Here is a 23,413-nt window from a genome sequence, read left to right on the forward strand (position 1 = left end):
GCGGCTCGGAAACGCGAGCGGGCGATGCCCGCGAGCGGTCCCAGTTGGCCGCCCCTGAGCGTGCTCAGGGGGTGGTCAACGATGACTGACCACCGACGCACGCTCACACTCACGGCGGTGCTTTCGGCGCTCATCGTCGTCTCGACGGTGGCCGCGCCGATGGTGAGCGCCCGGCCAGCACACGAAATCCCGGTTTCCGAGGTATCGACGGCCGACCTCGCCGAACCGAACGCCGACGGCTGGGAAGAAGTCCCGGCCTCGGACGTACCGCTTGCGAGCGCCCCGAGTAGCGTCCCGAACGCCGACGACACGTCCGTCGAGACAGTCGACGTGCAGGCGGCTCGCACTGATGAGCGACTGTACGTCCGGCTGGAGTGGCACGACGCGACACAGGACATGAACGCTAGCGCCACGCGTGAGTTCGCCGACGCGGTCGCGGTCCAGTTCCCGACGAACACGAGCTCCCGGCCGCCGATAGCGATGGGCGGCCCGGACAACCGGGTCAACGTCTGGTACTGGAGCGGAGCGACCGGAACCCAGGAACTGCTGGCCGGCGGCGCTGGCTCGACGACAGCGTTCGAGAACCCAACCGTGCAGGCGAACGCGAGTCACAGCGGCACTGGCGGCAACGCCACTTGGACGGTGGTCTACTCGCGCCAGCTTGACGCGCCGAGCGAGAACCGGACCGACCTGCGGACTGACGGTGATCTCGACGTGGCCTTCGCCGTCTGGAACGGCTCTAACGGCGAGCGGTCCGGCCAGAAAGCGGTCAGCGAGTGGCACTACTACCCGTTCAGCGGCGGCCCGCAGGGCCCGCCCTACGAGACGCTGCTGTGGACCGTCGCCGGCATCGCCATCGTCGCCGTCGTCGGCGTCACCAGCTTCGGCATCTACCGCACGCGGGGGGCCGAGTGATGGCGACCACGCCAACCGACCCCATGGACGACCTCGACGAGGACGCCGCCGCCCGGGGTGCGGTGTACGCCACGCTCGCCAAGGCGTTCGAGTACCCCGAGGAGTCGTTCCACAGCGCGGCGGCCGACGGGACGCTAGCAGCCGATTTGCGAGCGTGTCTCGACCGGACGGGCCTTGCCGTGTCCGTCCCGTCGCTCACCACCGACGACGACTACGAGACGCTCGCGGCCCGCTACAATGACATCTTCGAACTCGGTTACAGCGAGTACACGGACCGGACCGACGGCTCGCTGGAGGCGGAGGGGCCGCCGGTCCCGCTGTACGAGTCCAAATACCGGCCGGACCACTCCTGGAACGACGTGAACCTCGACCTCTCGCGGGCCTACAGCCACTACGGCCTCGAAATCGACCAGGACGAGCGGGACAACCACGACGCGCTGACCTACGAGCTGGAGTTCGCGGGCTATCTGGCCCGCCGTGAAGCCGCCGTCGGCGAGGACGCCGCAATCGCTCGGCTGGACTTCCATGACCGCCACCTCGGCCACGCGGCGGCCGGCGTCGCGGACCGACTGGCCGACGAGCCCGGGACCGACATCTACGGCGGCTTCGGCGAACTGCTCGAGGCGTTCGTCCGCGCTGACCGCAACGACCTCGCGGAACGGCTGGAGGACCAGCGATGACGGCGGCGCTACAACAACGAGTCAGACCGCTGCTGCACGGCGGGAGCCACTCGCTGGCGAACCTGGCAGTCGGCGCTGCGGCCGTCGCGGTCGCTGCTCGATACCTCGCCGTCCTGTTCGTCAACGCGCCCGGATACGCTGGCGTTCCGGTCTCGCCCGGCCTGGCGACAGGCGTGTCCACGGCCGTCGTCGCCGCCGCGGCTATCGCCGTCGCCGTCACCGACGCCGACCCGCTCACCGGCATCGGGCTGCTGTTCGTCGGCGTGTTCGGCCTGCTATCGCTGGTCAGTAGCGCGGCGGCACTGCCGGCGGCCGCCGCAATCGTCCTCGGGACGGCGACCGTCGCCGCCGTCGCAGGCCGGCGGCTGGACCTCGTTTCGGCCGCCGCAGTCGCCCTGCTCGTCGCGGCGCTGAGCATCGGGCTGGCCAGCGGCGTCGGCGGCTGGACGGACCACCGTCCGGTTGCCTCGACTGTGGCGCTGCTCGGGATCGCGTCGACGCCGGCATTCGCCGCGGCGGACTGGCGCTCGCTGTCGACGGCGGACTGGGGCGCGGTGATCGGCGGACTCGCCGCCTTCGCCGTCGTCTTCGGTATCGGTCGCGCCGTCCCGTTCGTCACCGGCGCGGTCACGCTCACAGGAACCGGCGTCGTCGGCACGAGCCTGCCGGTCGTTGCACTGGCCGCTGCCGGTGCGGTGACGGCGGCCAGCGCGGCTAGCCGAACGCGGCGATGGTCGCTGCTCGCCGGCGTCGCGCTGGTCGCGTTCGCGGGCGTCCCGGCGTCGCTCCCGCGTGCGCTCCCGTTCGCGCTCGGCATCGCCGTCCTCACCGCACAGGAGGGCCAGCGATGACGGGCTGTCACGACGACGACGAGTTCGAGAAGCACCTCGAAGAGGACCCGGACCCCCAACTCGACCCCGAGCGCAGTCCGGGCCTGCACACCGACATCGAAGCGCTCGAAGACATCGAAGTATCCCGCGAGGACGTGACCATCGGCGAGGCGACACCCGAAGAGTTGGCCGCCAGCGACACCGAACCCGTCGAGGACGACGCGGTGGCGTCGCTGCTGTCCGACATCGAACATGGCGCGAAGACCGACCGCCGGCGCGCCGCCCTCGAACTCAAAGACCGCGCGTCCACTGACGAAATCGTGGCGGCACTGGCCCGCGCCGCAACGACCGACGACGACAGCGACGTACGCCAGTTCGCCGTCGAGGCGCTGACGGCCCACGGCGGCGAGCGGGCCGCTGCGGTGGCGGTGGAACTGCTTTCCGACTCCGACCCGTGGGTCCGGGCGGAAGCCGTCGTCACGCTCGACAACGTCGACCGCGAGGCCCACGAGGACGATATCGCGGCCGCAATCGACGACGACCACCACGCGGTCCGGCGCAACGCGGCCATCTCGCTATTCAAACTCCGTGGGGAGGAAATGGCCGACTTGCTGCTGGAGCAGAGCCGCGACGACAGCGAGCGGGTCCGCGAGTGGGCCGCCCACATGCTCGGCGGCGTCGACGAGGACCGCGCCCGCGAGCGACTGCAGGAACTCACCGACGACCCGGCCACCGTGGTCCGCCAGACCGCCGAGCGGGCGCTCGACGTGGACCCCGGACGGTTCCGCCGACAGTTCGGTGGTGCGCTGGAGAACGACGCCCGACTGCTGCCCGGTGAAGACAGACTCAATCGGATGCCCGACCTCTGATGATGACTGACGGAACGCCCACCACACTGACCGACCGCATCGAAGCCGCACTGCAAGACGTGCGCGACCCGAACGCCGACCTCTCCGTGTTCGACGCGGGCTTCGTCGAGAACATCGACGCGGCCGACGGCGAGGTGACCATCGAAGCCGACCTGACCGCGCTGGACGGCCAGACAAGTACGCAGGTCGTCCAGGCGATGCTCCACGCGGTCGACGACGTGGACGGCGTCGACAGCGTCCACGTCGAACGGACGACGCCATCGAGCGAGGGGCAGGCCGGTGTCGAGTCCTTCGACCACGTCGTGGCCGTCGCCAGTGCGAAAGGCGGCGTCGGCAAGTCCACGGTCGCCACGCACCTGGCCTGTGCGCTGGCCGCCGACAACGACGTGGCGCTGTTCGACGCCGACATCCACGGGCCGAACGTCCCCGAACTGCTGGAGGTGAGCGGCCCGGTCCACTCCAGCGAGGAGGGCGACCCGCTCCCGGTCCGGGCGGGCGACATGGACGTGATGAGCGTCGGCCTGATGGAAAGCGGCGCGCCGCTGGCCTGGCGCGGGGCGATGGCCCACGACGCGCTTGAGGACCTCTTCGAGAACACCGCATGGCGCAACGACGAGATACTGGTGCTTGACCTGCCCCCCGGAACCGGTGACGTGGTGCTGACGACGCTGCAGGAGGTCCCCGTCGACGGCGTGGTCGTCGTGACGACGCCGTTTCACGCCAGCGTCAGCGACACCAGCCGGACGGTCGAACTGTTCCGCGACAACGACGTGCCGGTCCTGGGAACCGTCGTCAACATGGCAGAGTACGTCTGTGACTGCTGTGGCGAACCGAACGATCTGTTCACGGGCGACGCGCTTTCGGACCTCGATGCCGAGGTGCTGGCCGACCTCCCGTTCTCGCACGACCTGCAGGGGACGCCAGCACCCGGCGACGTGCCCAGCGCGGTCAGCGATTTGGGCGACGCCGTGTCCGACGCCCTCGACACCGCCGGCGAGGTGGGCGTCGACCCGACCGCCGATATCCGGGGCCTGCCGCCACAGGAACGCAAGGATCTGGTTCGAGAGCAGTTCACCGCACTGGACAGCGACGAGTCGTTCGTCCTCGTCAGCGACCGCGACCCGACGCCAGTCGGGCAGTTCCTGGGCCGACTCGCGGAGGCCCCGCGAGAAGCCTTCGACCCGTTCGAGGTCCGCCGAGCGACACCGTCCGACTGGGTACTGGAGACGGTCAAGCCGTGAGTACGGTCGCTGGCAGTCGACAGTGACAGCCAGGGACATACCTCGCGGGCAGGACTAAAGGCCTAATTGTCCGCACCCGTAGTAGTAGCATAATGACCGCGAAACTCGTGACAGCGGGTCGACTCGCTCGGGGTCGCTCATGCGCCGTGTCCCAGCGGGCCGGAGGGGGAGCGTGACCGACCCGTTTGCGGTGATGAACGCTATCGGGCTGGTCGGGTTCGCGTTCGTCGGCGCGGCGAAGGCTGTCGAGGAGCGCTACGACGTGTTCGGCGTCACGGTCGTCGGCGTGATGACGGCACTGGGTGGCGGGACGACGCGGGACCTGCTGTTGAACCGCGTTCCGAACTCCCTGCAGTCGCCCGGCGAGGTCGCCCTATCACTCCTTGGTGTCACCGCCGCTGTTCTGTTCGTGCATTTCCTCGACGACGGCCACCAGCATCCGGTCGTCCTGACGGCCGACGCCATCGGGCTGGCGGCGTTCACGACCACCGGAGCGCTGCTGGGCCATCAGGCCGGCCTTCCGGTGTTTGCCGTCGTCGCGCTGGCGACGGTCAACGCGGCCGGCGGCGGGGCGATATCGGACCTGCTGCTGGGCCGGACGCCGTTCATCCTCCGCGAGGACTTCTACGCGTCCTGTGCCGTCATCGGCGGCCTCGCCTTCTGGGCGCTGGCACAGCTGGGCGCGGCGGCCGGTGCGGCATCGGCCGGGTGCGCGCTCGCGGTGCTGTTGGCCCGAGGGCTGGGCATCGGTCGCGGGTGGTCGCTCCCGACGGTCCAGGCGTGGGAACGACGCGACACACAGTAGAACCACGCCGCAGCTCCGGGTTCCCGTCTGTCATGCCCCGCTCCCCTGCATCCGCTGGGCTTCGTCGCTGTGACCGACTGTGGGACCGCCTGTGAGAGCTGTCTCTCGTACTCGTCGCGATACTGGTCGCTGACGGCGCACACGACTCTGAACGCGTATTGACCGCGAAAATGGGTGAGGGGAAGTCGGCCGCCGCGACGAACCCGATCAGTGCCCCGCAGATCCCCTACTGACCGAGCACCTCCCGGGTCGTCGCCGCCAGTGACGCGTAGAACGCTTCGCGTGTCTCTGCCTCGACGTGCCCGAGGAACTCGTCAGCCCACGCATCGAGGTGCTCCGTACGGAACTGGGCAAGCCGTTCGTCGAAGCCCGCTTCTGCCAGATAGGCGGCGAACTCCAGTTCGGTCGCAATGTGGTCCGGGAGGTCCGGATGGTCGGCCGCGGGCTGGACGCCGAACTCCCGGTACCAGCGTACGACAGCCATCGTGGCTGGCCCCTTGACCGGGCCGAGTTCGTCCGGGTCGTCCCCGTCGCGATAGACGCTCTCGTAGGGTGGACACGGTGGCCCGTCCGGCCCGATGAACAGCCGGGTGTACTCGGCGTTGAGACGGCGAAGGTCAACCGAGCCGACGTCGCCGACCACCGGGACCAGCTCTCCGGTCTCGACGGCTTCGACCAGCTGTTCGGTCGGTTCCCGCCAGCATTCGGCGAGGACGGCGTAGGTCGCCGCGACATCCGAGCGGAATCCGTCGCTGTCTGTGCCGCGCTCGGATGCCCGCTCACGCTTGGCGGGAGCGTCAGTCTGTCTGGTCATTGTCGCTCCTGTCGACCGCCGTCAGTCGCGTACGATTCGGGTCTCTCGACTCGCTGAATCGGCACGTATTTCAGGCCGAGCGTGACGATGAGTGCGCCGAAGGCGACGATACCGAGGGTGACAGCCACTTCGACCAGCGTCGGGGTGTAGGCCCCCGCAGTCGCCCAGATGTCCGTCGTGATGCCGGCATACTCACCACCGGTCGAGATACCCGGTGGGAGGGCGATGTTAGCGACTTCGTACCCCGTGAACACCAGCCGGATCCCTTCGAACATCGTGCCGAATACCGCGAGGAGGCTCGCGGTGAAGATGACCGACACGCGCTTCCGGAGCGATGGAATCATCAGCATGACAAGCGGGACCGCCCCGCCGACGACTGTCCAGAGCCAGAAGTAGACGGACTCGCCGATGAGGAAGCTACTGGTGATGGCCCAGAACTCGAAGTGGTTCGCCCAGGCGTGGGGCAGTCGCTCGGCCGCGAGCAAGTACACTACGTGAAGCGCGAGGAAGATGCCGAGTATCTTCCCGAGACTCGTGAGTTCCTCGCGGTCGACCTCGTAGTTCGTGAGTCGGTCTGCGAGTACCGACACGACCAGCAACAGCCCGAGCCCGGAGACGAGCGCCTTGGCGATGAACACCGGTGCGACGAGGGGGCTGAACCAGTCGCCCCGACCGATCTGCGTCGCGAAAATCCACCCGGTCACCGAGTGGAGTGCGACCGCGGTCGGGAGAGCGAGTGCTGCCGTCCAGAACATGAGCGTGCGGTCACGCTCGCGTCCAGCGTCGGTATCAGCAACACCCAGTGCGAGTCGCGACCCGCGAGCGGCCAGGTCGCGGCGGGTCAGCAGCCACAGATACCAGAGGTTTAGCACGCCATAGAGGATGACGATACCGAAGTCCCACACCATCGGCGAGCGGAAGTCCGGCGAGGTGAAAAACTGGTAGAGTCGCTCGGGCCGCCCGATGTCTGGGAGGATGAGCAGGCCTGCGACGGTGATACAGGCGAGGCTGACCAGCACGCCGAGCCGTGCGAATCCCTCGTAGCGGTGTGAATGGAAGAACTTCGGAGCACTGGAGATGATGAGTCCCCCGGCAGACAGCCCGACGAACAGGACGAACATCATGATGTACAGTCCCCACGAGAAGACGTTGCGCATCCCCGTGGCGACCAGCCCCGTGGTGAGTTGGTAGCCCCAGGCTGCCAGTCCAGCGACCATGAGGGCTGCGAGCAGACCGAGCCACAGCCGTCCTTTCGTCCCGAAGGCCGGGATTGCGATCCGTGACGAGTCAGCGGCCATCAGTCATCACCTCCGGACCCCACTGCCGGGACGTGTGGAGCGGCATCACCCTCGATGGAGTGGGGGCTCCCACCCGAGTCGCTACTGTCGCTTCCGTCGGCGTCAGACGGCACGTCCTCGGCTCCATCGGACCACGGAGAAACATCGTCGAGTTCGCTCTCCATTTTATCCGACGTTTGCGGCCGGCCGGGACTCATCTCGCCGCTGAGATAGTGCGTCTTCGGGTTCGTCCCGCGGTCTTCGAGGAGCTGGTCCGTCTCGTACTCGTTGATGTACTTCGAGACGGTACTCCCCTCGTCGTCGAGGTCGCCGAAGATGCGTGCGTCGGCCGGACAGTTGACGACACAGGCCGGGTCGAGTCCCTCGTCGACGCGGTGGCTACAGAACGTACACTTCTCGACGACGCCCTGTGGACGGGCGGCAACGTCGCCCGTCCCCTCCTCGGGCATCTGCTCGGGTTCGTCCCAGTTGAACACCCGTGCGTTGTACGGGCAGGCCGCCATGCAGTAGCGACAGCCGATGCACTTGTCGTAGTCGATCTCGACGATCCCGTCGTCCCGGGTGTACGTCGCGTTGACCGGACAGACCTTCACACAGGGCGCGTTTTCGCAGTGTTGGCACGCCGTCGGCTGGTACTCCATGTCCAGCGAGCCACTGCCGCCGTCTTCGGGATAGCCACCGGACGGGGTGTCAATCTTGTCGCCGCCCTCCGTCAGGACGCGGTTCCAGAACTGCCCCATCGGGACGTTGTTCTCCTGTTTACACGACACTGCGCATGCCTGACAGCCGATACACCGCTCCTGGTCGATTACTAGGCCGTAGTTCGTCATTGTTAGTCACCTCCTGCGCGCGGTGCGTCGGCACCGGCCCCGCGCGGGTTATCGGCTTCGTACTTGTCCGTATCGACGTCATCGGGGGCCGGTTCGACTTCGACACGGACGTCGTAGAACGCCATCGTCTGGCCGACCTCGCTGACCTCGTTGTGCGTGAGGTCGTTGTGGTGGCCCGCGACGTAGTCGCGTGACCACCATCCCTGGTCAGTGTTTACCAGCCCCGGCTGGAACGCCTCGTTGTACTTCGCCTTCACGATCATCTCGCCGCGGTCGTTGTGCACCCGGACGTACTCGCCGTCCTCGATGCCGCGAGCCTTCGCATCCGACGGATGGATGTCCAGCTGTGGTTCGGGGTTGACCTCACGCACCCAGTTCAGCATCTCGTACTGCGAGTGGATGCGGAACCGACTGTGCTTCTGCATGAACATCAGCGGGTACTCGTCGGCCTTCTCGTAGTCGTCGGCTGTCCGGTCTTCGAGTGGCCGCGGGAGGTCGAACGTCACGCCCTCCTCGCTCGGGGCGTCGTCGTCGTACATCTTGATTCGCCCCGTGTCGGTGGGGAACGCATCGGTGAACTTGACGATAGGAATGTTCTGCTTCTTCTGTGTGCCCTGCTCGGACAGCGTCTCGAAGTCGATGGCGTCGTCCCGGCTGGCGAGTTCCCGGAGCAGTTCGCGTTTTGTCTCCGGGAAGTAATCACCAAATCCAAGTCGCTCCGCGAGCCCGCGGATCGCGTAGTAGTCATCTCTAGCCTCCCACATCGGCTCCTGTACCTTGTGTCGATAGCTGATGTGTGGATGGGACCCCCAGCTGGAAACGATGTCCTCCTGTTCGAACCAGTGTGGGACCGGGAAGATTATGTCTGCATGCTGGACCGTATCCGTGTGATGCATGTCCGCGACGACGAACATCTCGAGGCTCTTGATAGCCTCTCTGAACCGCTGTCGGTCCGGGAACTGGTTGCCCATCATGTTCGACTCGATTGAGTAAACGGCCCTGACCTTGTGCGGGTCACCGTCGATCATCGCGTCCGGGTAGTCGGAGAAGCGCACCGATGGTCCGGGATCAGCATCTTCGGGCGTACTCCAGCCGCCGGTACTGAGCGTTGCACCGCCGGAGTGGTGCGCGTGGATGTTTCCGTGCCGGCCGTAGTCACCGGTCAGCCCCATCAGCATCGCATAGGTCTGGCCGAAGATGTGCCCGTGTTTGTACCGCCCGAGCGCGTAGCTCGGGGCGATGCCACCGGGGCCACGAGTCGCCAGCCACCGGACTGCAGTGCGGATGTTCTCCGCGTCGACACCGGTCTGCTCGGCGACTTCCGACGGCGCGTAGTCAGCTACGTGGTCTCGAAGTCTGGTCAGTGCCGTCTCACACTCGATGCCGTCGACAGTGAACTCCCCGAACAGCGCATACGGGCCGTCGGTCTCGGGTTCGAGTTCGACTGCCGTGTTACTTCCCTGTTCGACAGCGACGACCTGATCATCACTGCCGTCGTCGAAGACAGTGCTCGACTTGAGCAGGTCGCCGGTATCTTTCCGGACTAGCGCAGGACCGGTCGTCCGCTGCCGAAGGAACTGTTCGTCGTACGTCCCGTCCTCGAAGACGGTGTGCATCATCGCAAGCGCGAGATGCACGTCTTTCCCGGGTTTGACCGGGAGCCACAGGTCGGCTTTCGATGCCGTCGTCGTGTACACTGGGTCGACCACGACGAGCTTCGCCCCGTTCTCGACGGCATCGAGCACCTCCGAGGCGTCCATCTGGAACTGGCTGGAGAAGAGGTCCGACCCCCAGACAATGATGGTGTTCGCGTTCTCCCAGTCTTCGGCTTCGTTCGTCGAGGGCAGGTAGAAGCCGGTCCCGGTGACACGGTTGAAGCCGCGGCCGACGTTCGTGTCAATTGTGGACGCAGGCTGGGTCGAGCCGAACAGAGAGGCCAGGCGGCTGAACGCCGTTCCGGACTGTCCGTAATTCCCGAATCCCACATGGAAGAGAACACTTTCTGGGCCGAAGTCTGCTTTCAACGACTGCATCTTGTCGGCGACGAGGTCGAGTGCCTCGTCCCAGGAGACGCGCTCGAACTCGGCATCCGGGCCGCGTCCGTCGGGGTTTGGCTCGTCGGGCGACCAGTCTGTGCGCTTCATCGGGTACTTCAGTCTCGTCGGGTCGTACACACGCTGGGTGTGTGAGAGGCCGAGCACACAGGCCCGCTTGTACTGCTCGTCTTCCGGCGGATGTGGCTCGACCTTCTTCACCTGGCCGTCGCGGACGTGGACGTCGATGGGGCACTTCCCGCGACAGTTCGGCGAGCAGACGGTCTGGATGACCTCGTTTTGCCCGACGTAGCTCTCGATACCGGAGTCACGGTTGGACGGCCCGGTTCCGTCTCCGCTTTCGACCAGCGTCTGGAAGAACTCGCCCCCGCCAAGACCGAGGGCAGCAGCCGCTCCGCTGGCTTTCAGTACGTCACGTCGGTAAACGCCGTCGTCGTCAGTCATCGTCGAATCCCTCAGGTTTGGTCGGCCGCTCGTCTTCACCGAACTCTGCCAGTAGCTCCTCGTGATACTTCTCGTGGAATTCGGCGTCGCTCAGTTCTCCGTTCGAGACACGAATCGCATCCCGAGCCATCCGTAGCCCCAGATCAGTGTCGTACTCGACGCCGTCAAGCATCGCTGCTGCTTCGTCTTCCCACTCATCAATCGGCGTCAACCGCGGCTGCTGTGGGTCATTCATGGCTCTAGTTACCGATTACCCTCGAAACTCGGTAGGGAGAGCGCTGTATTGTGAAGGGGTTTAAATACGGGCGGGAGTGTCACCGGGAGTCTCTGCCAGTGCGTCCAGCCCGAAAAGGCGAGTCTACGGGTCGAAGGCGGCCGTCGCGAGTTTCGATTCGACGGCGTTCAGGCGTTGAGAGAGTGCGGATTTCGAGATGTCGAGCGTGGCCGCGAGTTCGTCGAGGGTCGTCTGTCGGGGCGTCTGATAGTACCCTTCGTCCACTGCGAGTATCGCTGCTTCCCGCTGTTTTGTCGTGAGACAGGCGAGGTCGACTGTAGTGGGCTCCGACTCGGTCGCGTCGTCCTGTCGGGATGTCAGCCGTCGCAGACGCACTCGTTTCGCGGCCGATTCCAACTGGTCGACTAGCTCGCTGATGACGCTTCGGTCTGAGACGTACGTCTCGATGAAAAGCGAGTCACCGTCTACGCGCTGGGTTCGTGGAACACACCCGACCTCGCTAAAGGCGAGACAGAGACAGGCGTCCCCGACCTGATTTGTCGAGTGGAGAACCCGCTCGGTACCGGCCTCGTCGGTGACAGTCACCTCGGCGTGACAGACGCCGTCGTCGATCTGGTTCTGAGCGTTCTCGATGTCTGCATCCGGATCCGAAAGGGGGCACGAACAGTCATCGGGCAGTTCAATTTCGAACAGAACCTTGAGGGTTCGTTCTTTCGCGGTCCCCGATGTCGCCCCTGTAGGCCCGCTCTCGGATTGTCCCATTCTGATTGTCACTCGACTATCTGCGGTTAAATGGGTTTTGTCATCGCCGCCGAAATCCGCAGACTGCGGGCGTATTCTACCTGTTCTTCTATGTGGAGAATGGAGCCTCCCGAAGCCGCGGCGGCGTCACTCATTGCGTCGGTGACAGCGTTCGTCTGCTATCGGAGGATCGAAAATAACCGCCTGTACTGCTGTGCTGGGCCATAGCCGGCGATGAGTCGGCCGAGAGACACCGCCGTCAGGTGCCCGAACGGTGGTGTCACTATATTCACAAGATAAATGCCGCCTCCGCCTGATACACAGACAATGGTCCTCTCGGACGTTTTGCTTGCCCCCCTGGGACTGGCGGCTCTCCTCCTGGCGGTGCCGATAGTGGTGCTGTATCTCATCCGACCGGACCCGCAGGAACTCACGCTGCCGACGTACCAGTTTCTCGTCGCCGGAGAACGCCAGCAGTCAGCGACGCCGTTTCTCGAACGGATCTCGCGGAGCCTCCTCCTGCTGTTGCAGGTACTGGTCGTGCTGGTGCTCGCGGTCGGACTGGCGACGCCGTACGTCACCGTCTCCGAGCGGGCGACGGTCGAGGAGACGGTCATCGTCGTGGACACCAGCGCGTCCATGCAGACCGACGCCGACGGTCAGACACGCTTCCAGCGGGCCGTCGCGGCCGCCCAAGAAGAAGTAACAGGAACGACCTCCGTCGTCACGACGACCAACGGCGGCGAGGTCGTGCTCCAGCGTGGTACGCCGACGGCGGCGCAGGGGACGCTGGACGGGCTCAGCCCGACGGACGCGCCGGGAGCGCTCAGCGGCGCTATCTCGCAGGCGGCCTCGCTCGCCGGTGAGAACGCCAGAATCGTCGTCCTGAGCGACTTCGCGGGCGAGGAGTGGACCACTGCAGTCACCTCAGCGCGCGGGCGCGGCCTCTCCGTCGACCTCCAGCAGTTCGACGGCGGCGGCGACGCAAACGTCGGCTTCATCAACCGCCGGTTCTCCGGCTCGGCGGTGACGCTGTCGGTGAAAAACTACGGCGACTCGACCGTCACCCGGACCGTTCGGCTCGGCAACACCCAGCGAGAACTGCAGCTCGGACCCGACGACGTTGGCTCGGTGACGATGCCGGTCCCGGCCGGCGGGAGCGAGGCCCGGCTCAGCCCGGGCGACAGTTTCGCGACTGACGACAGCGTCTACGTCGCCGCACCGGCGGACGCGGCTGTCGACGTACTGGTGCTGACAAACGACCGGAACCGGTACCTGACCACCGCGCTGTCGGTCGTCGACCGGGTGAACGTGACGGTCAGCCAGCCGCCGACGACCATTCAGAAGAACTACGACGTCATCCTGTACAGCAACGTCGACCAGAGTTCACTGTTGCCCGGCAACGTCGAAAGCGGGCGCGAACTGGTCGAAGACGGTGGCGGCGTGGCGGTACTGGCACAGGACGACCTCCCACAGCGGTACCGGGACCTCCTCCTCATCGAGCCCGGCGAGACCCGGGCGGGCGCGACAGTGGGCCAGACGGCACAGACACAGCTCACCCGCGGCATCGACTTCCAGCCACCGGACGAGTACATCTCCGGGTCGCTGCGCTCCGGGTCGGCCCAGGTGCAACTGGGGGACGGGACGCCGCTCATCGCGACCGAGGATCGGAACGGCGGCCGCGTGATGTACTACGGCTACATCGAGGACCGGTCCAGCTTCAAGTTCAACTACCAGTACCCCGTGTTCTGGAAGCGGGCGGTGTATTATCTGGCGGACAGGGAACAACTCCCGGCGCTGAACCACGAGACCGGTGAGACCGTCCGGTTCGGTAACACCACCGTCGAGGGGCCGGCCGGCCCCGTCTCCGGGAACTCGGTCCCGCTCCAGCGAGCCGGGCTCTACCGAAGCGAGAGCCGGCAAGTGAGCGCGTCGCTGCTGGACGAGGGCGAGTCAAACACCAACGTCGGAGCGCTCGACCAGCGCTCCGGGACGGCCGGGAACCTCACCCGGACCGAACAGCGGTCGGTGCCACAGCCGCTGACCGAGTACTTCGCGCTGGGCGGGCTGATACTTGCGCTGGCCGAGGTCGGCTATCTGCGCCGACGGGGTGACCTCTGATGGCGGTGTCCTACACCCTCAGGGAGGGACTCACCGTCGGTGTCGAGCACCTGTGGCCGCTGCTCGTCCTACCGGTCGCTGTCGGCCTCCTCGCGTATCTCGTCCGGCGTGGCGACGGTGGGCCGCGGTCGGCCTCGAACCGGAGCCGCCGGCTCCTGCTTGCCAGCCGCGTGCTCATCGTCTGCCTGCTCGTCCTCGGTGCGATGGAACCGTACACCGTTCAGACCCGCGAGACGCCGGGTGAACCGGGCGTGACACTGCTGACAGACGAATCCGCGAGCATGGGTATCTATCCGAACACGACCGACGAGCTGGTACAGGATATCGAGAGCGAGGGCGTCCCGGTGACACGGGCGACCATCGGCAGCGGGTCGAACTCGCGGATCGGCGACGGCGTGGCGGCAAATCTCCAAGCAAACGGGACGGTCGTCGTCGTCTCCGACGGCCGCGTCACGGAGGGCCGGAGCCTGGCAACAGCCGCCGAGGACGCAGCCGGGCTCAACGCGACCGTCCACAGCGTCACCCCGCAGTCGCCACGCACTGAGCGAGCCGTGGCGATAGCGGGGCCGTCGACGGTGAGCCGCGGCGTCCAGTCACAGTATACCGTCTCGATGCAGGGCGTGAGCGTCCTCGAGCCCGTGCCCGTCGAAGTGACTATCGACGGTGAGAGCGTGACTGAAGGAGAACTCCGGCCGGACGGCACGCTCACCGTCGACCACACGTTCGAGGAAATCGGGTCACACCGCGTGACTGCGACGCTGTCCGGCGACGACGAGTACGCGCGAAACGACGTGTTCTACAAGAGCGTCCGCGTCGTCGAACAGCCCGACGTGCTGTACGTCTCACAGGGCGAGTATCCCCTGCGGAACTACCTCGACTCGCTGTACAACGTTTCGACGGCCTCGTCGGTCCCGGCGGACCTCGACGACTACGCCGCCGTCGTCATGCAAGACACACCGTCGGGCAATATCGGGAACGCCACCGCGCTGCAGGACTTCGTCATCAACGGCGGCGGGCTCGTCGTCGCGGGCGGTGACAACGCCTACGAGAACGGCGGCTACGAAACGTCATCAGTGGCCTCGATGCTCCCTGTCCGAGTAGGGAACGCGACGGGAGGCGAGTCGAACATCGTCATCCTCGTCGACGTGTCCGGTAGCGCCGAGGGCGGCCTCTCGATACAGAAAGCCGTCGCCCTGGACGTGCTCGACCAGCTCGGCGACGAGAACCAGGTCGGCGTCGTCGCGTTCAACCACAACGCATATCGCGTCTCGGAGATGCAAGCGCTCGGGCAGAACCGGGCGGAGACTGCCGACAAGATACGACGGCTGGAAAGCGGTGGCGCGACGGATATCGCCGTCGGGCTTCAGGGGGCCGACGAACTGCTTGGCGACCGCGAAGGGACGATCATCCTCCTCAGTGACGGCCAGGACCGGCTCGGCCCGCCGGCGGCCGTTGCCAACCAACTGGGCCGCGAAGGGACCCGCGTCGTCTCGGTCGGTGTCGGCAAGCGAGTCGGCGTCGCGACGATGCGCCAGATCGCAAGCGAGTCGGGCGGGTCGTACTTCGCCGCCGACGAGACCGAGCGGCTGCGGCTCCTCTTTGGCGGCTCCTCGCGGCGCTACCAGGGGGAGAACCTCACAATCGTCACGGAGGACACGTTCATCACCGCCGGCGTCGAGCTGACTGCGAACCCCGGCCAGGCGAACAACGTCCAGGTCAAGCCCGGGGCCGACTACCAGGTCGCCACCGCGGACGGGAAGCCGGCCATCGCCTCCTGGCGGTTCGGGCTGGGCCGCGTCGTCTCGATCACCGCCTACGACTCGGACAACACGATGGGCGGCCTGCTCGACCGGCCGGACTCGCTGGTCGTCACGAAGTCGGTCAACTACGCGGTGGGTGACCCCATGCGCACGCAGACCGGCGTCACAGCGGTCAGCGATGCTCGTGTGGGGCGTCCAACGACGCTGACCTACCAGGGCGATAGCCGCCCGGACGCGGCGAACATCTCCTTCCGCCAGATCGGCGACGGCCGGTATCGCGGCGAGTTCACGCCTCGGGAGGCGGGGTATCAGACCGCACTCGACACCGAGTACGCGGCGAACTACCCCGTTGAGTACGGAGCCTTCGGTCCGAGTGACAGCCTCGATGCGCTCGTCGAAACGACGGGCGGGCAGACCTTCAGCCCGGCCCAGGGCGAACAGATAGCCAGAGAGGCGCGCCAGAAGTCCACCCGGGTCCGGACCGTTCGGAACACCTGGGACTGGCTCGCCTTGCTCGGCGCGCTCCTGCTGTTCACCGGCGAGGTGGTCGCCCGGCGTGTTCAAGTGTACCGCGGTCGCACCTCCCTGGAGAGTGGTCTCCCGTGAGCGCAATCGGCCGCCGGATCAACCTCGGGCTCGTGGTGTTCGTCGTCCTCTCGATGGTCGGCACCGGCGGAACGACGGTGCTGTACCAGGACTCCGCGAGCGAGCTTCGCTCGCAGAATCAGGAGCTCAGACAGGAAAACGCCGAACTTCGGGGGAACCTGGACGACACCAGAAATAAACTGGAATCCACACAGACCCGTGTCGAGGAACTCCAAGAGCGACTGGAGACGCGGTCGGAGGATGTCGATCAGGTCGCGACCAACCTGAACCAGACAGAGGAGCAGTTGAACGCCACGCAGAGTCAGTTGGCAGAGACCCGGCAGTCGCTCCGCCAGAGCGAGGGCCGCGTCGATGAACTGGAGGGGACAGTCGACGACCTTCGGGACGAGCGCGACACTCTCGAGGACGAAGTCGATGACCTCGAAACGACAATCGGCGATCTGGAGGCCGAAAACGAGGAGTTAGAGGACGAACGCAACGAACTGAAGGGGCAGGTATCCGACCTGCAGGACGATATCGACAGCCTGGAATCGCGGATCGACACCCTCGAAAGCGAAATCAATGAACTCGAAAATCAGAACGAAGCGCTGAGAGACGATATCGAGACCATCTGTAACAGGATGGAGACACCGGACCCGACCTGCGAGGACTACTAATGGACGACCCCGACACAGATACCGGAGAAAACGGCGACGAAGAGCCGCCTGAAAACGGACGGGCACAGGCACGCGAACGCATGGCCGACGCCATCGCCGAGGTCAGACGCGAGGGCAAGAAGGCGGCGTTCATCTACGCCATCGTCGACGCGGTGTTGGTCTTTCTCCTGGTGAACATCTTCCTGACTGTCCTCTCGCCGACTGCACTCCCGACACAGCTGTCAGTTCCGACGGCGGTGACGGACCCGGTCGGGGCGGCTGTCGGCCGCTCGATACCTGCGCTATCGTTCCCGACGGGCGCAGTCGTCGGCATTGTCGTCGGCGCGCTCTGGTTCGTCGGCGAGTATCTGTACCGGGTCCGACAGCCACTCGTCGAGCAGTTCGAGGCGGCGAACGCGAACGTCACCGACGCGCTCCGAACGGCGCGGGACGCGGTCGAGGACGGGGCCGAAACGCGGATGGCGGCCCGGCTCTACGAAGACGTGCTTGCGAGTCTGAGACGGAGTTCGAGCGTCGCGCTCGTCGATAGCCGGCGGCTGCTCGGCACGCTTATCGTCGTTATCCTGCTGAGCTTGGCGACAGTGCAGGTGGCCGTCGTCGACATCGGCCTACTCGACCGCGACCCGGTCGAGACGGACTCGCCGAACGACCGGCCCAGCGAGTACGAGGGGCTCGAAGACGGCGACGCGATACTCGGCGACAGCGAGGACGTGCAGGCGGGCGACGAGAACCTCACCGCCGAGATTGATTCGACGGGCGGCGACGAGGAAATCGACCGGAGCCAGTCGTTCCCGTCGTCGTCGGACACCGGGGGGCCGGGAAGTGGAAGTGGCACAGTCGACAGCCAGCAGGCCGGGTTCGCCGGCCAGGAAGACGTCGAGGACGCGGACCTCATCCGCGAGTACAATCTCAGGATTCGAGAGCAAGACACGGACGACGAGGACACCGACCCATGAGCTCAGAGCACGACATCGACGAACTACAGCAGAAGATCGCGAACGCACGCGAACAGATCGGCACGCGGATCGTCGGTCAGGAGGAGGTACTGGAGCAACTGCTCATCTGTATCCTGGCCGACGGCAACGCCCTGCTCGAATCGAACCCGGGACTGGGGAAGACGACGATGGTCCGGACCGTCGCGGAGGTGACCGACCTCCAGTTCTCCCGGATTCAGAACACGCCCGACCTGATGCCCTCCGACATCACGGGGACCGAGATCATCCGCGAGACCGACAGCGGCCGCGAGTTCGTCTTCGAGAAAGGGCCGGTGTTCGCCAACGTCGTGCTGGCCGACGAGATCAACCGGGCGACGCCGAAGACACAGGCCGCCCTGCTGGAGGCGATGCAGGAGAAGCAGGTGACCGCCGCTGGCGAGACCTACGAACTGCCGCGCCCATTTTTTATCCTGGCGACCCAGAACCCCATCGACCAGTCGGGGACCTACGCGCTCCCGGAGGCCCAGACCGACCGCTTCATGCTGAAGCTGCTGGTCGACTACCCCGACTACGACGAGGAGCGGACCATCGTCGACATGTACACCGCCGGGGCAGAACAGGTCCCCGTCGAACGCTCGCTGACCCGCCCGGAGATTCAGGAGATCCAGCAACTGGTCCGCGAGATGCCCATCGCCGACGACCTGCGCGACCGGGCAGTCCAGCTCGTGCGCCGGACGCGTGAAGCCGACGACATCGAGTTCGGGGCCAGCCCACGGGCGAGCATGGCGCTCGTCCAGACGGCGAAGGCGCGGGCGTTCCTCCACGGCCGCTCGCACGTCACGGGCGAGGATATCGAGGCGCTGGCCGCGCCCGTCCTCCGGCACCGGATTATCGTGGACTTCCGGGCCGAGCGCGAGGGCCGGACGGCAGACGACCTCATCGCGGACTTGCTGGGATGAGCCACCCGACGCACGCAATCTGGCGGGCGGACCCGTGGGAGGGGCAGCCGTGACTATCGAACCGGATTTTCTGGACGAACTCGGCCGGTTTACCGCCGCGCTGAACCGCCAGACGACCTCGATTCGGCAGGGCGACCAGCAGTCCCCGCGGGTCGGCGAGGGGCTCACGTTCAGCGACTATCGGCGGTACTCGCCGGGGGACGACACGCGACGAATCGACTGGAAGCTGTTCGCCCGGACGGAGGAGTACTTCATCAAGCAGTACGAGGAAGAGCGGAGCCTGACCGTCCACCTGCTCGTCGACACGAGCGCGTCGATGGACTACGGCGACGCGGCGAGTCACAAGTTCGAGTGCGCCGCCAAGCTCGGCCTCGGCTTCGCCTACCTTACAGCGGAGGAGAACAACGACTTCCGGTTCTGCACGTTTCGTGACCGGGTGAACCGCATCGACACCGGGCAGTCGAACCGCGGCGAACTCCTCTCGCTTATCGACCAATTGAACGAAATAACGCCCGACGGGACGGCCGATTTCGAATCCGCGCTGGAGGCGTACGCCGAACGCATTCGCTCGCGCTCGCTCGTCGTCGTGTTCAGCGACTGTCTGGCCGACCCCGAGGAGCTCGAGTCGGGCGTCGCCGCGCTCGCACGCAACGACGCCGACGTGTTGCTCGTCCGCGTGGTCGCCCCGGAGGAACGGGACCCCGGCGTCGTCGGTGACGTGCTGTTCGCCGACCCCGAGAGCGACGAGAAACGCCGGTCGTATTTCAGCGGCTCGCTGGCCGAAACGTACCAGTCGCGGCTCGACGCCCACATCGACTCGGTTTCCAATCGCGTTACGGCACTCGGCGCGGACCACGTACTGGTCGATACCGGCGAAGACTACTTCGACTCGTTTGCGAGCATCTGGTTACAGTAGCCAGACGGCGGCAGGGTCGGCTTACTCCGCGAGGATGTGTGCCGGCAGGTCGTCACGGATGATCGTATCGCAGTACTCACAGCGGACGCCGTCGTCGCCGACGGCGAAGCGCGAGTCGACGGGTTCGGCTTCGGTCGTGATGCAGTTGTGGTTCGGGCATTCGAGGACGCCCTCGACGACCGACGGCCGCTCGACGCGGCGCTTCTCGACGACATCGTAGTCACGGATGATGTTGATCGTCGCCGCGGGGGCGATGAGCGAGAGCACATCGACCTCGTCCTGGGAGAGTTCGCGGCCCTCGACTTTGACGACATCTTTGTGCCCCAGACGGTCGGAAGGCATGTTCATCGCGACGGAGACGGAGTCACCGCTGGTCCCGTCGATACCCAAGATCGCGAGGACGTTCAGCGCCTGGCCGCCCGCGATGTGGTCGATGACGGTGCCGTTCTGGATCTTCGAGACGCGGAGTTGCTGGTCGTTGTCGCTCATTGGTCGCCTCCGAGCATCAGGTCGAGCAGCGCCATCCGTACGGGGACGCCGTTGTGGGCCTGTTGGAAGTACTGTGCGTGGGTGGTCTCGTCGACGTCGTGGGCGATCTCGTCGACGCGCGGGAGCGGGTGCATCACGGTCAGGTCGTCCTTGGCCGCGTCCAGCGTGTCGGCGTCGATCTGGTACTGGCCGGCGACTTCGCGGTACTCGCTCTCGTCGGGGAACCGCTCGGCCTGGATACGTGTCACGTAGAGCACGTCCAGGTCGGGGAGAATCTCGTCGAGATCGGTGTGCTCGCGGATGCCCGCGCCGGCCTCGTGGAGGTCGTACCGGACCGACCGCGGAAGCTGGAGCGACTCGGGGCTGATGAAGTGCTGCCTGGCGTCGACGGTCGTGAGCGCGTGGGCCAACGAGTGGACCGTCCGACCGTACTTCAGGTCGCCCATGATGCCGATAGTCAGGTCCTCAAAGCCCGCGTTCTCACGGATCGTGTAGAGGTCGAGCAGCGTCTGTGTCGGGTGCTGACCGGCCCCGTCGCCGGCGTTGACGAGCGGCACGTCGACGAACTCGCTCGCCATCTTCGCGGAGCCCTCCATGGGGTGCCGGAGCACGAGCGCGTCGGTGTACCCCTCGACGACGCGGACGGTATCTGCCAGTGACTCGCCTTTCTTCACGCTGGAGGACTCGACGGAGCCCATGTCGACGATGTCGCCGCCGAGGCGTTTCATCGCCGTTGTGAAGCTCATCTTCGTCCGGGTGCTCGGCTCGAAAAAGAGGAGGCCAAGCAGCGTGTCGCTGTGCCGGTCCGCGAACGCTCCCGGGTCAGCCGCGATGTCGGCCGCGTGGTCGAGCACCGTCTCGATGTCGCCCCGCGAGAGCTGTTTCGCGCTGATGATGTGGTCGTGCCGCATTTCACTCGATACCGCGCTCCGGACGGTCTTGAATCCCCCGACACGGGAATTGAACGGTCACTTACATCGTCAGGTTCGGCTTCGGGAGCATCGGCACTGGCTTCGAAAACGGGGTCTGAAAGATCCTAGCGGCCGAAATAGAAGGACAGGAAACTAGTCAGGGATTGCTCTGCCAGACGTCGACGCGGGGCTCGGTGTATGCCTTGCCGACGATGTCGGGGAGACCGTCGCCATCGAGGTCGACGACCTTCGCTTCGTGGGTGGGGATACCGGTTCCCAGTTCTTTCTGCTCGAAGTTCCCCGCCCCGTCGTTGTGGAACACGAACTGTCGCGGTTCGTGTCCGTCCTCTAGCCCCATTTCCGCGACGAAGATGTCGGGATTGCCGTCGCCGTCGAAGTCCGCTACGTCGAGGCTGTGCGGGTTCGAGAGGTCGTCGTGCAGCAGCGTCAGATCCCACTCGGGCGGGTCGAACACGCCCAGCCTGGCCGGGCGGTCGTCGAGATACGGTTCGTCGCCCTCGACGAGAATTATTTCCAGGTCCCCATCGCCGTCGACGTCCTCGATAGCGACGCGGGTACACTGCCAGTCCTCGGCGATGGGCTCCCGGTCCCACCCATCGGCCGTCCGATGGAAGACGTTGGGGCCGGCGACGATTTCGACCTCGCCATCGCCGTCGACGTCCTCGACAGCGACGCCCTCGACGTCGATATCCTCGGCGACAACGTGTCGGTTCGCCACCGGCCACGGTTCACGCGTCGGGTCATCGGGGATGTCATAGTAGAATACCGTTTCGGACTCCTGAGACAGCCCGACGACCTCGTTCTGTCCGTCGCCGTCCACGTCCGCCACGGCGGTGTCGTGATACTTCTCGAAGTCGTCGGTGATGAGCCGGCGCGTCCACTGCTTTCGCGGGTTGTCCGGTATTTCGAACCACCACAGCTTGTGCTGGTGAATGTTCTGGCCGGCGACCATGTCCGGGCGGCCGTTCCCCGTTATATCGCCAAGCGAGCCACCGACGGAGAGTTCGGGTGCGCTGGCGACATCGTGGCGCTCCCAGCCGGGGTTTTCGTACCAGAACACGTTCGTCTGGAGCCAGCGGGCCAGCGGCCCCATGCCGAACACGGACAGCAAGTCGACTGACGTATCGACCAGCGGGAACTGGACCTCGTGCTCGTCGCCGAGCGCCCCGACGATGACGTCCGGTCGACCGTTCCCAGTGAGGTCGGTCGTGAGACAGAAGCTCATCGTGCTCGCCGGCGGCGAGGCTTCGATGCGCTCGTGATGTAGATTCATGTCCCAGCCGTTCGGGTGTATCGCTATTGTTATGGCTGGGCTAACATCGACCGATAGCGAGTGGCTCGGGCGGGGTACGAATGCTGTATCGCTGAAGGGCCGTGTTCGGCTTACTACCCATGTCCCCAGTAGTGGTGTCCCAGTTATTGTTACACACCAGTTATCAAGACCCATGCAGGACAGGCTCGAACGGGTCGACTGTCGGGACCATCGCCACCGAAAGCGTAGACTTGCTACGGCCAGGGGAGTGCAGGATATAACGACCGATTAAAAGTAGGCAACGGCCAACCGACGTAAGCCAGTCCCTTCGGCCCAGTTCGGTTGTCAATGTTCTCGACTCCAACACAAGGGTTCAAAACCGATAGGCGGACCATCCGCAGTATGCTCGCAATCGCTGGCGGCAAGGGTGGCTGTGGCAAAACGACCATCGCCCTCGGAGTCGGTCAGGCACTGGGGACGCCGACCAGACGGTCGCTAGTCGTGGACACCGACCGCGACATGCCGAACCTCCACCGCCGCGCTGGCGTCGATCCGACGCCCGGAATCGCTGATATCACGGTCTCGGCTGAGCCGACCACGGTTGCCAAGCGCGCCACGGCCGTCGAGAACGTCGACGTACTCCCCTGTCAGGACGCAACCGAAGCCGCTGTCGACAATGCCATCGGCACACTGCCCCAACGTGATCGCCCGGTGGTACTCGACTGTCCGGCCGGCGCTGGCCCGGACGCCGCCCGGCCACTGCGGGCGGCTGACAGGACGGTGCTCGTGAGCGCACCAACCCGCCAGAGCCTCACCGATACAGCCAAAACCGCGGCGATGGCCCGTGCGCTCGATGCACCGCCCGTGCTCACGGTCCTCGTCGGCAGCGACGGGTCCGTAGACCCATCCCGACTGCTGTCCTGCCCAGAGACGGTTCACGTTCCGTCGGTGTCGAAGCCGCTGGAATCGGACCGGGCAGCGGCAAAATACGTCGAGATAGCGAACGTTCTCGCCAAGCGGAATACTTAATC

At 65.8% G+C, this 23,413-nt stretch carries 22 protein-coding genes; 13 read left to right on the forward strand and 9 right to left on the reverse strand.

Going from position 1 to position 23,413, the window contains the following annotated elements; translation table 11 throughout:
* Positions 1–81 precede the first annotated feature (81 nt).
* The 6 genes from HAH_RS08740 (at position 82) to HAH_RS08765 (ending at position 5,340) form a co-directional block, all read left to right on the forward strand.
* Positions 82–915, forward strand: coding sequence for an ethylbenzene dehydrogenase-related protein (locus tag HAH_RS08740; RefSeq protein WP_014040601.1), 834 nt, complete (start codon positions 82–84; stop codon positions 913–915).
* On the forward strand, positions 915–1,595 hold the full coding sequence (locus HAH_RS08745; RefSeq protein WP_023843305.1) for a molecular chaperone TorD family protein: 681 nt from the start codon (positions 915–917) through the stop codon (positions 1,593–1,595). The genes HAH_RS08740 and HAH_RS08745 overlap by 1 nt, the downstream gene beginning before the upstream one ends.
* On the forward strand, positions 1,592–2,446 hold the full coding sequence (locus HAH_RS08750; protein WP_014040603.1) for a hypothetical protein: 855 nt from the start codon (positions 1,592–1,594) through the stop codon (positions 2,444–2,446). Before HAH_RS08745 ends, HAH_RS08750 begins: the two co-directional genes overlap by 4 nt.
* The gene (locus HAH_RS08755; protein ID WP_014040604.1) at positions 2,443–3,294 is read left to right on the forward strand and encodes a HEAT repeat domain-containing protein; all 852 of its coding nucleotides are present in this window, start codon (positions 2,443–2,445) and stop codon (positions 3,292–3,294) included. Before HAH_RS08750 ends, HAH_RS08755 begins: the two co-directional genes overlap by 4 nt.
* A 2-nt stretch (positions 3,295–3,296) precedes the next feature.
* Positions 3,297–4,535: a P-loop NTPase gene (locus HAH_RS08760; RefSeq protein WP_044951875.1), complete on the forward strand. Its 1,239-nt coding sequence runs from the start codon at positions 3,297–3,299 to the stop codon at positions 4,533–4,535.
* A gap of 172 nt (positions 4,536–4,707) precedes the next feature.
* The gene (locus HAH_RS08765) at positions 4,708–5,340 is read left to right on the forward strand and encodes a trimeric intracellular cation channel family protein (protein ID WP_014040606.1); all 633 of its coding nucleotides are present in this window, start codon (positions 4,708–4,710) and stop codon (positions 5,338–5,340) included.
* 226 nt (positions 5,341–5,566) lie between these two features.
* Here the strand turns inward: HAH_RS08765 and HAH_RS08770 are convergent, their stop codons facing one another.
* The 6 genes from HAH_RS08770 to HAH_RS08795 all read right to left on the reverse strand — a co-directional run bounded on the left by HAH_RS08770 (position 5,567) and on the right by HAH_RS08795 (position 11,777).
* Positions 5,567–6,154, reverse strand: coding sequence for a TorD/DmsD family molecular chaperone (locus tag HAH_RS08770; protein WP_014040607.1), 588 nt, complete (start codon positions 6,152–6,154; stop codon positions 5,567–5,569).
* On the reverse strand, positions 6,151–7,452 hold the full coding sequence (nrfD, locus tag HAH_RS08775; protein WP_014040608.1) for an NrfD/PsrC family molybdoenzyme membrane anchor subunit: 1,302 nt from the start codon (positions 7,450–7,452) through the stop codon (positions 6,151–6,153). Before nrfD ends, HAH_RS08770 begins: the two co-directional genes overlap by 4 nt.
* Entirely contained in the window at positions 7,452–8,282 is an 831-nt protein-coding gene (gene dsrO, locus HAH_RS08780) for a sulfate reduction electron transfer complex DsrMKJOP subunit DsrO (RefSeq protein ID WP_014040609.1), read from the reverse strand. The genes nrfD and dsrO overlap by 1 nt, the downstream gene beginning before the upstream one ends.
* Before the next feature lie 2 nt (positions 8,283–8,284).
* Positions 8,285–10,780 (reverse strand): molybdopterin-dependent oxidoreductase, encoded by a 2,496-nt coding sequence (locus HAH_RS08785; RefSeq protein ID WP_014040610.1) that lies wholly within the window; start codon positions 10,778–10,780, stop codon positions 8,285–8,287.
* Entirely contained in the window at positions 10,773–11,015 is a 243-nt protein-coding gene (locus HAH_RS08790) for a 4Fe-4S ferredoxin N-terminal domain-containing protein (protein ID WP_008308761.1), read from the reverse strand. Before HAH_RS08790 ends, HAH_RS08785 begins: the two co-directional genes overlap by 8 nt.
* A gap of 123 nt (positions 11,016–11,138) precedes the next feature.
* Complete coding sequence (locus HAH_RS08795; RefSeq protein ID WP_014040611.1) at positions 11,139–11,777, reverse strand: helix-turn-helix domain-containing protein; 639 nt, start codon at positions 11,775–11,777, stop codon at positions 11,139–11,141.
* Positions 11,778–12,083: 306 nt separating this feature from the next.
* Here HAH_RS08795 and HAH_RS08800 point away from each other — a divergent pair, with 306 nt between their 5' ends.
* From HAH_RS08800 to HAH_RS08825, 6 genes are read left to right on the forward strand one after another with little or no spacing between them, the layout of a single operon-like run.
* Positions 12,084–13,877: a vWA domain-containing protein gene (locus HAH_RS08800; RefSeq protein WP_014040612.1), complete on the forward strand. Its 1,794-nt coding sequence runs from the start codon at positions 12,084–12,086 to the stop codon at positions 13,875–13,877.
* The gene (locus HAH_RS08805; protein ID WP_014040613.1) at positions 13,877–16,243 is read left to right on the forward strand and encodes a VWA domain-containing protein; all 2,367 of its coding nucleotides are present in this window, start codon (positions 13,877–13,879) and stop codon (positions 16,241–16,243) included. Before HAH_RS08800 ends, HAH_RS08805 begins: the two co-directional genes overlap by 1 nt.
* A complete protein-coding gene (locus tag HAH_RS08810) occupies positions 16,240–16,899 on the forward strand; it encodes a chromosome partition protein (protein ID WP_014040614.1) in 660 nt (219 codons plus the stop codon). The genes HAH_RS08805 and HAH_RS08810 overlap by 4 nt, the downstream gene beginning before the upstream one ends.
* Complete coding sequence (locus HAH_RS08815) at positions 16,899–17,855, forward strand: DUF7502 family protein (protein WP_014040615.1); 957 nt, start codon at positions 16,899–16,901, stop codon at positions 17,853–17,855. Before HAH_RS08810 ends, HAH_RS08815 begins: the two co-directional genes overlap by 1 nt.
* Positions 17,852–18,793: an AAA family ATPase gene (locus HAH_RS08820; protein WP_014040616.1), complete on the forward strand. Its 942-nt coding sequence runs from the start codon at positions 17,852–17,854 to the stop codon at positions 18,791–18,793. Before HAH_RS08815 ends, HAH_RS08820 begins: the two co-directional genes overlap by 4 nt.
* A 49-nt stretch (positions 18,794–18,842) precedes the next feature.
* Positions 18,843–19,709, forward strand: coding sequence for a DUF58 domain-containing protein (locus tag HAH_RS08825; RefSeq protein WP_014040617.1), 867 nt, complete (start codon positions 18,843–18,845; stop codon positions 19,707–19,709).
* A gap of 21 nt (positions 19,710–19,730) precedes the next feature.
* On the opposite strand, the gene pyrI is transcribed toward HAH_RS08825, so the two are convergent.
* The 3 genes from pyrI to HAH_RS08840 all read right to left on the reverse strand — a co-directional run bounded on the left by pyrI (position 19,731) and on the right by HAH_RS08840 (position 22,403).
* Complete coding sequence (gene pyrI, locus HAH_RS08830) at positions 19,731–20,198, reverse strand: aspartate carbamoyltransferase regulatory subunit (protein ID WP_008308747.1); 468 nt, start codon at positions 20,196–20,198, stop codon at positions 19,731–19,733.
* The gene (pyrB, locus tag HAH_RS08835) at positions 20,195–21,109 is read right to left on the reverse strand and encodes an aspartate carbamoyltransferase (protein ID WP_008308746.1); all 915 of its coding nucleotides are present in this window, start codon (positions 21,107–21,109) and stop codon (positions 20,195–20,197) included. The genes pyrI and pyrB overlap by 4 nt, the downstream gene beginning before the upstream one ends.
* A 157-nt stretch (positions 21,110–21,266) precedes the next feature.
* A complete protein-coding gene (locus HAH_RS08840) occupies positions 21,267–22,403 on the reverse strand; it encodes an FG-GAP repeat domain-containing protein (RefSeq protein WP_014040618.1) in 1,137 nt (378 codons plus the stop codon).
* A gap of 381 nt (positions 22,404–22,784) precedes the next feature.
* On the opposite strand from HAH_RS08840, the gene HAH_RS08845 reads away from it, so the two are divergent.
* Positions 22,785–23,411, forward strand: a complete 627-nt coding sequence (locus HAH_RS08845; protein ID WP_014040619.1) for a MinD/ParA family ATP-binding protein — start codon at positions 22,785–22,787, stop codon at positions 23,409–23,411.
* Positions 23,412–23,413: the final 2 nt, after the last annotated feature.

Source organism: Haloarcula hispanica ATCC 33960 (assembly GCF_000223905.1).
Taxonomy (GTDB): domain Archaea; phylum Halobacteriota; class Halobacteria; order Halobacteriales; family Haloarculaceae; genus Haloarcula; species Haloarcula hispanica.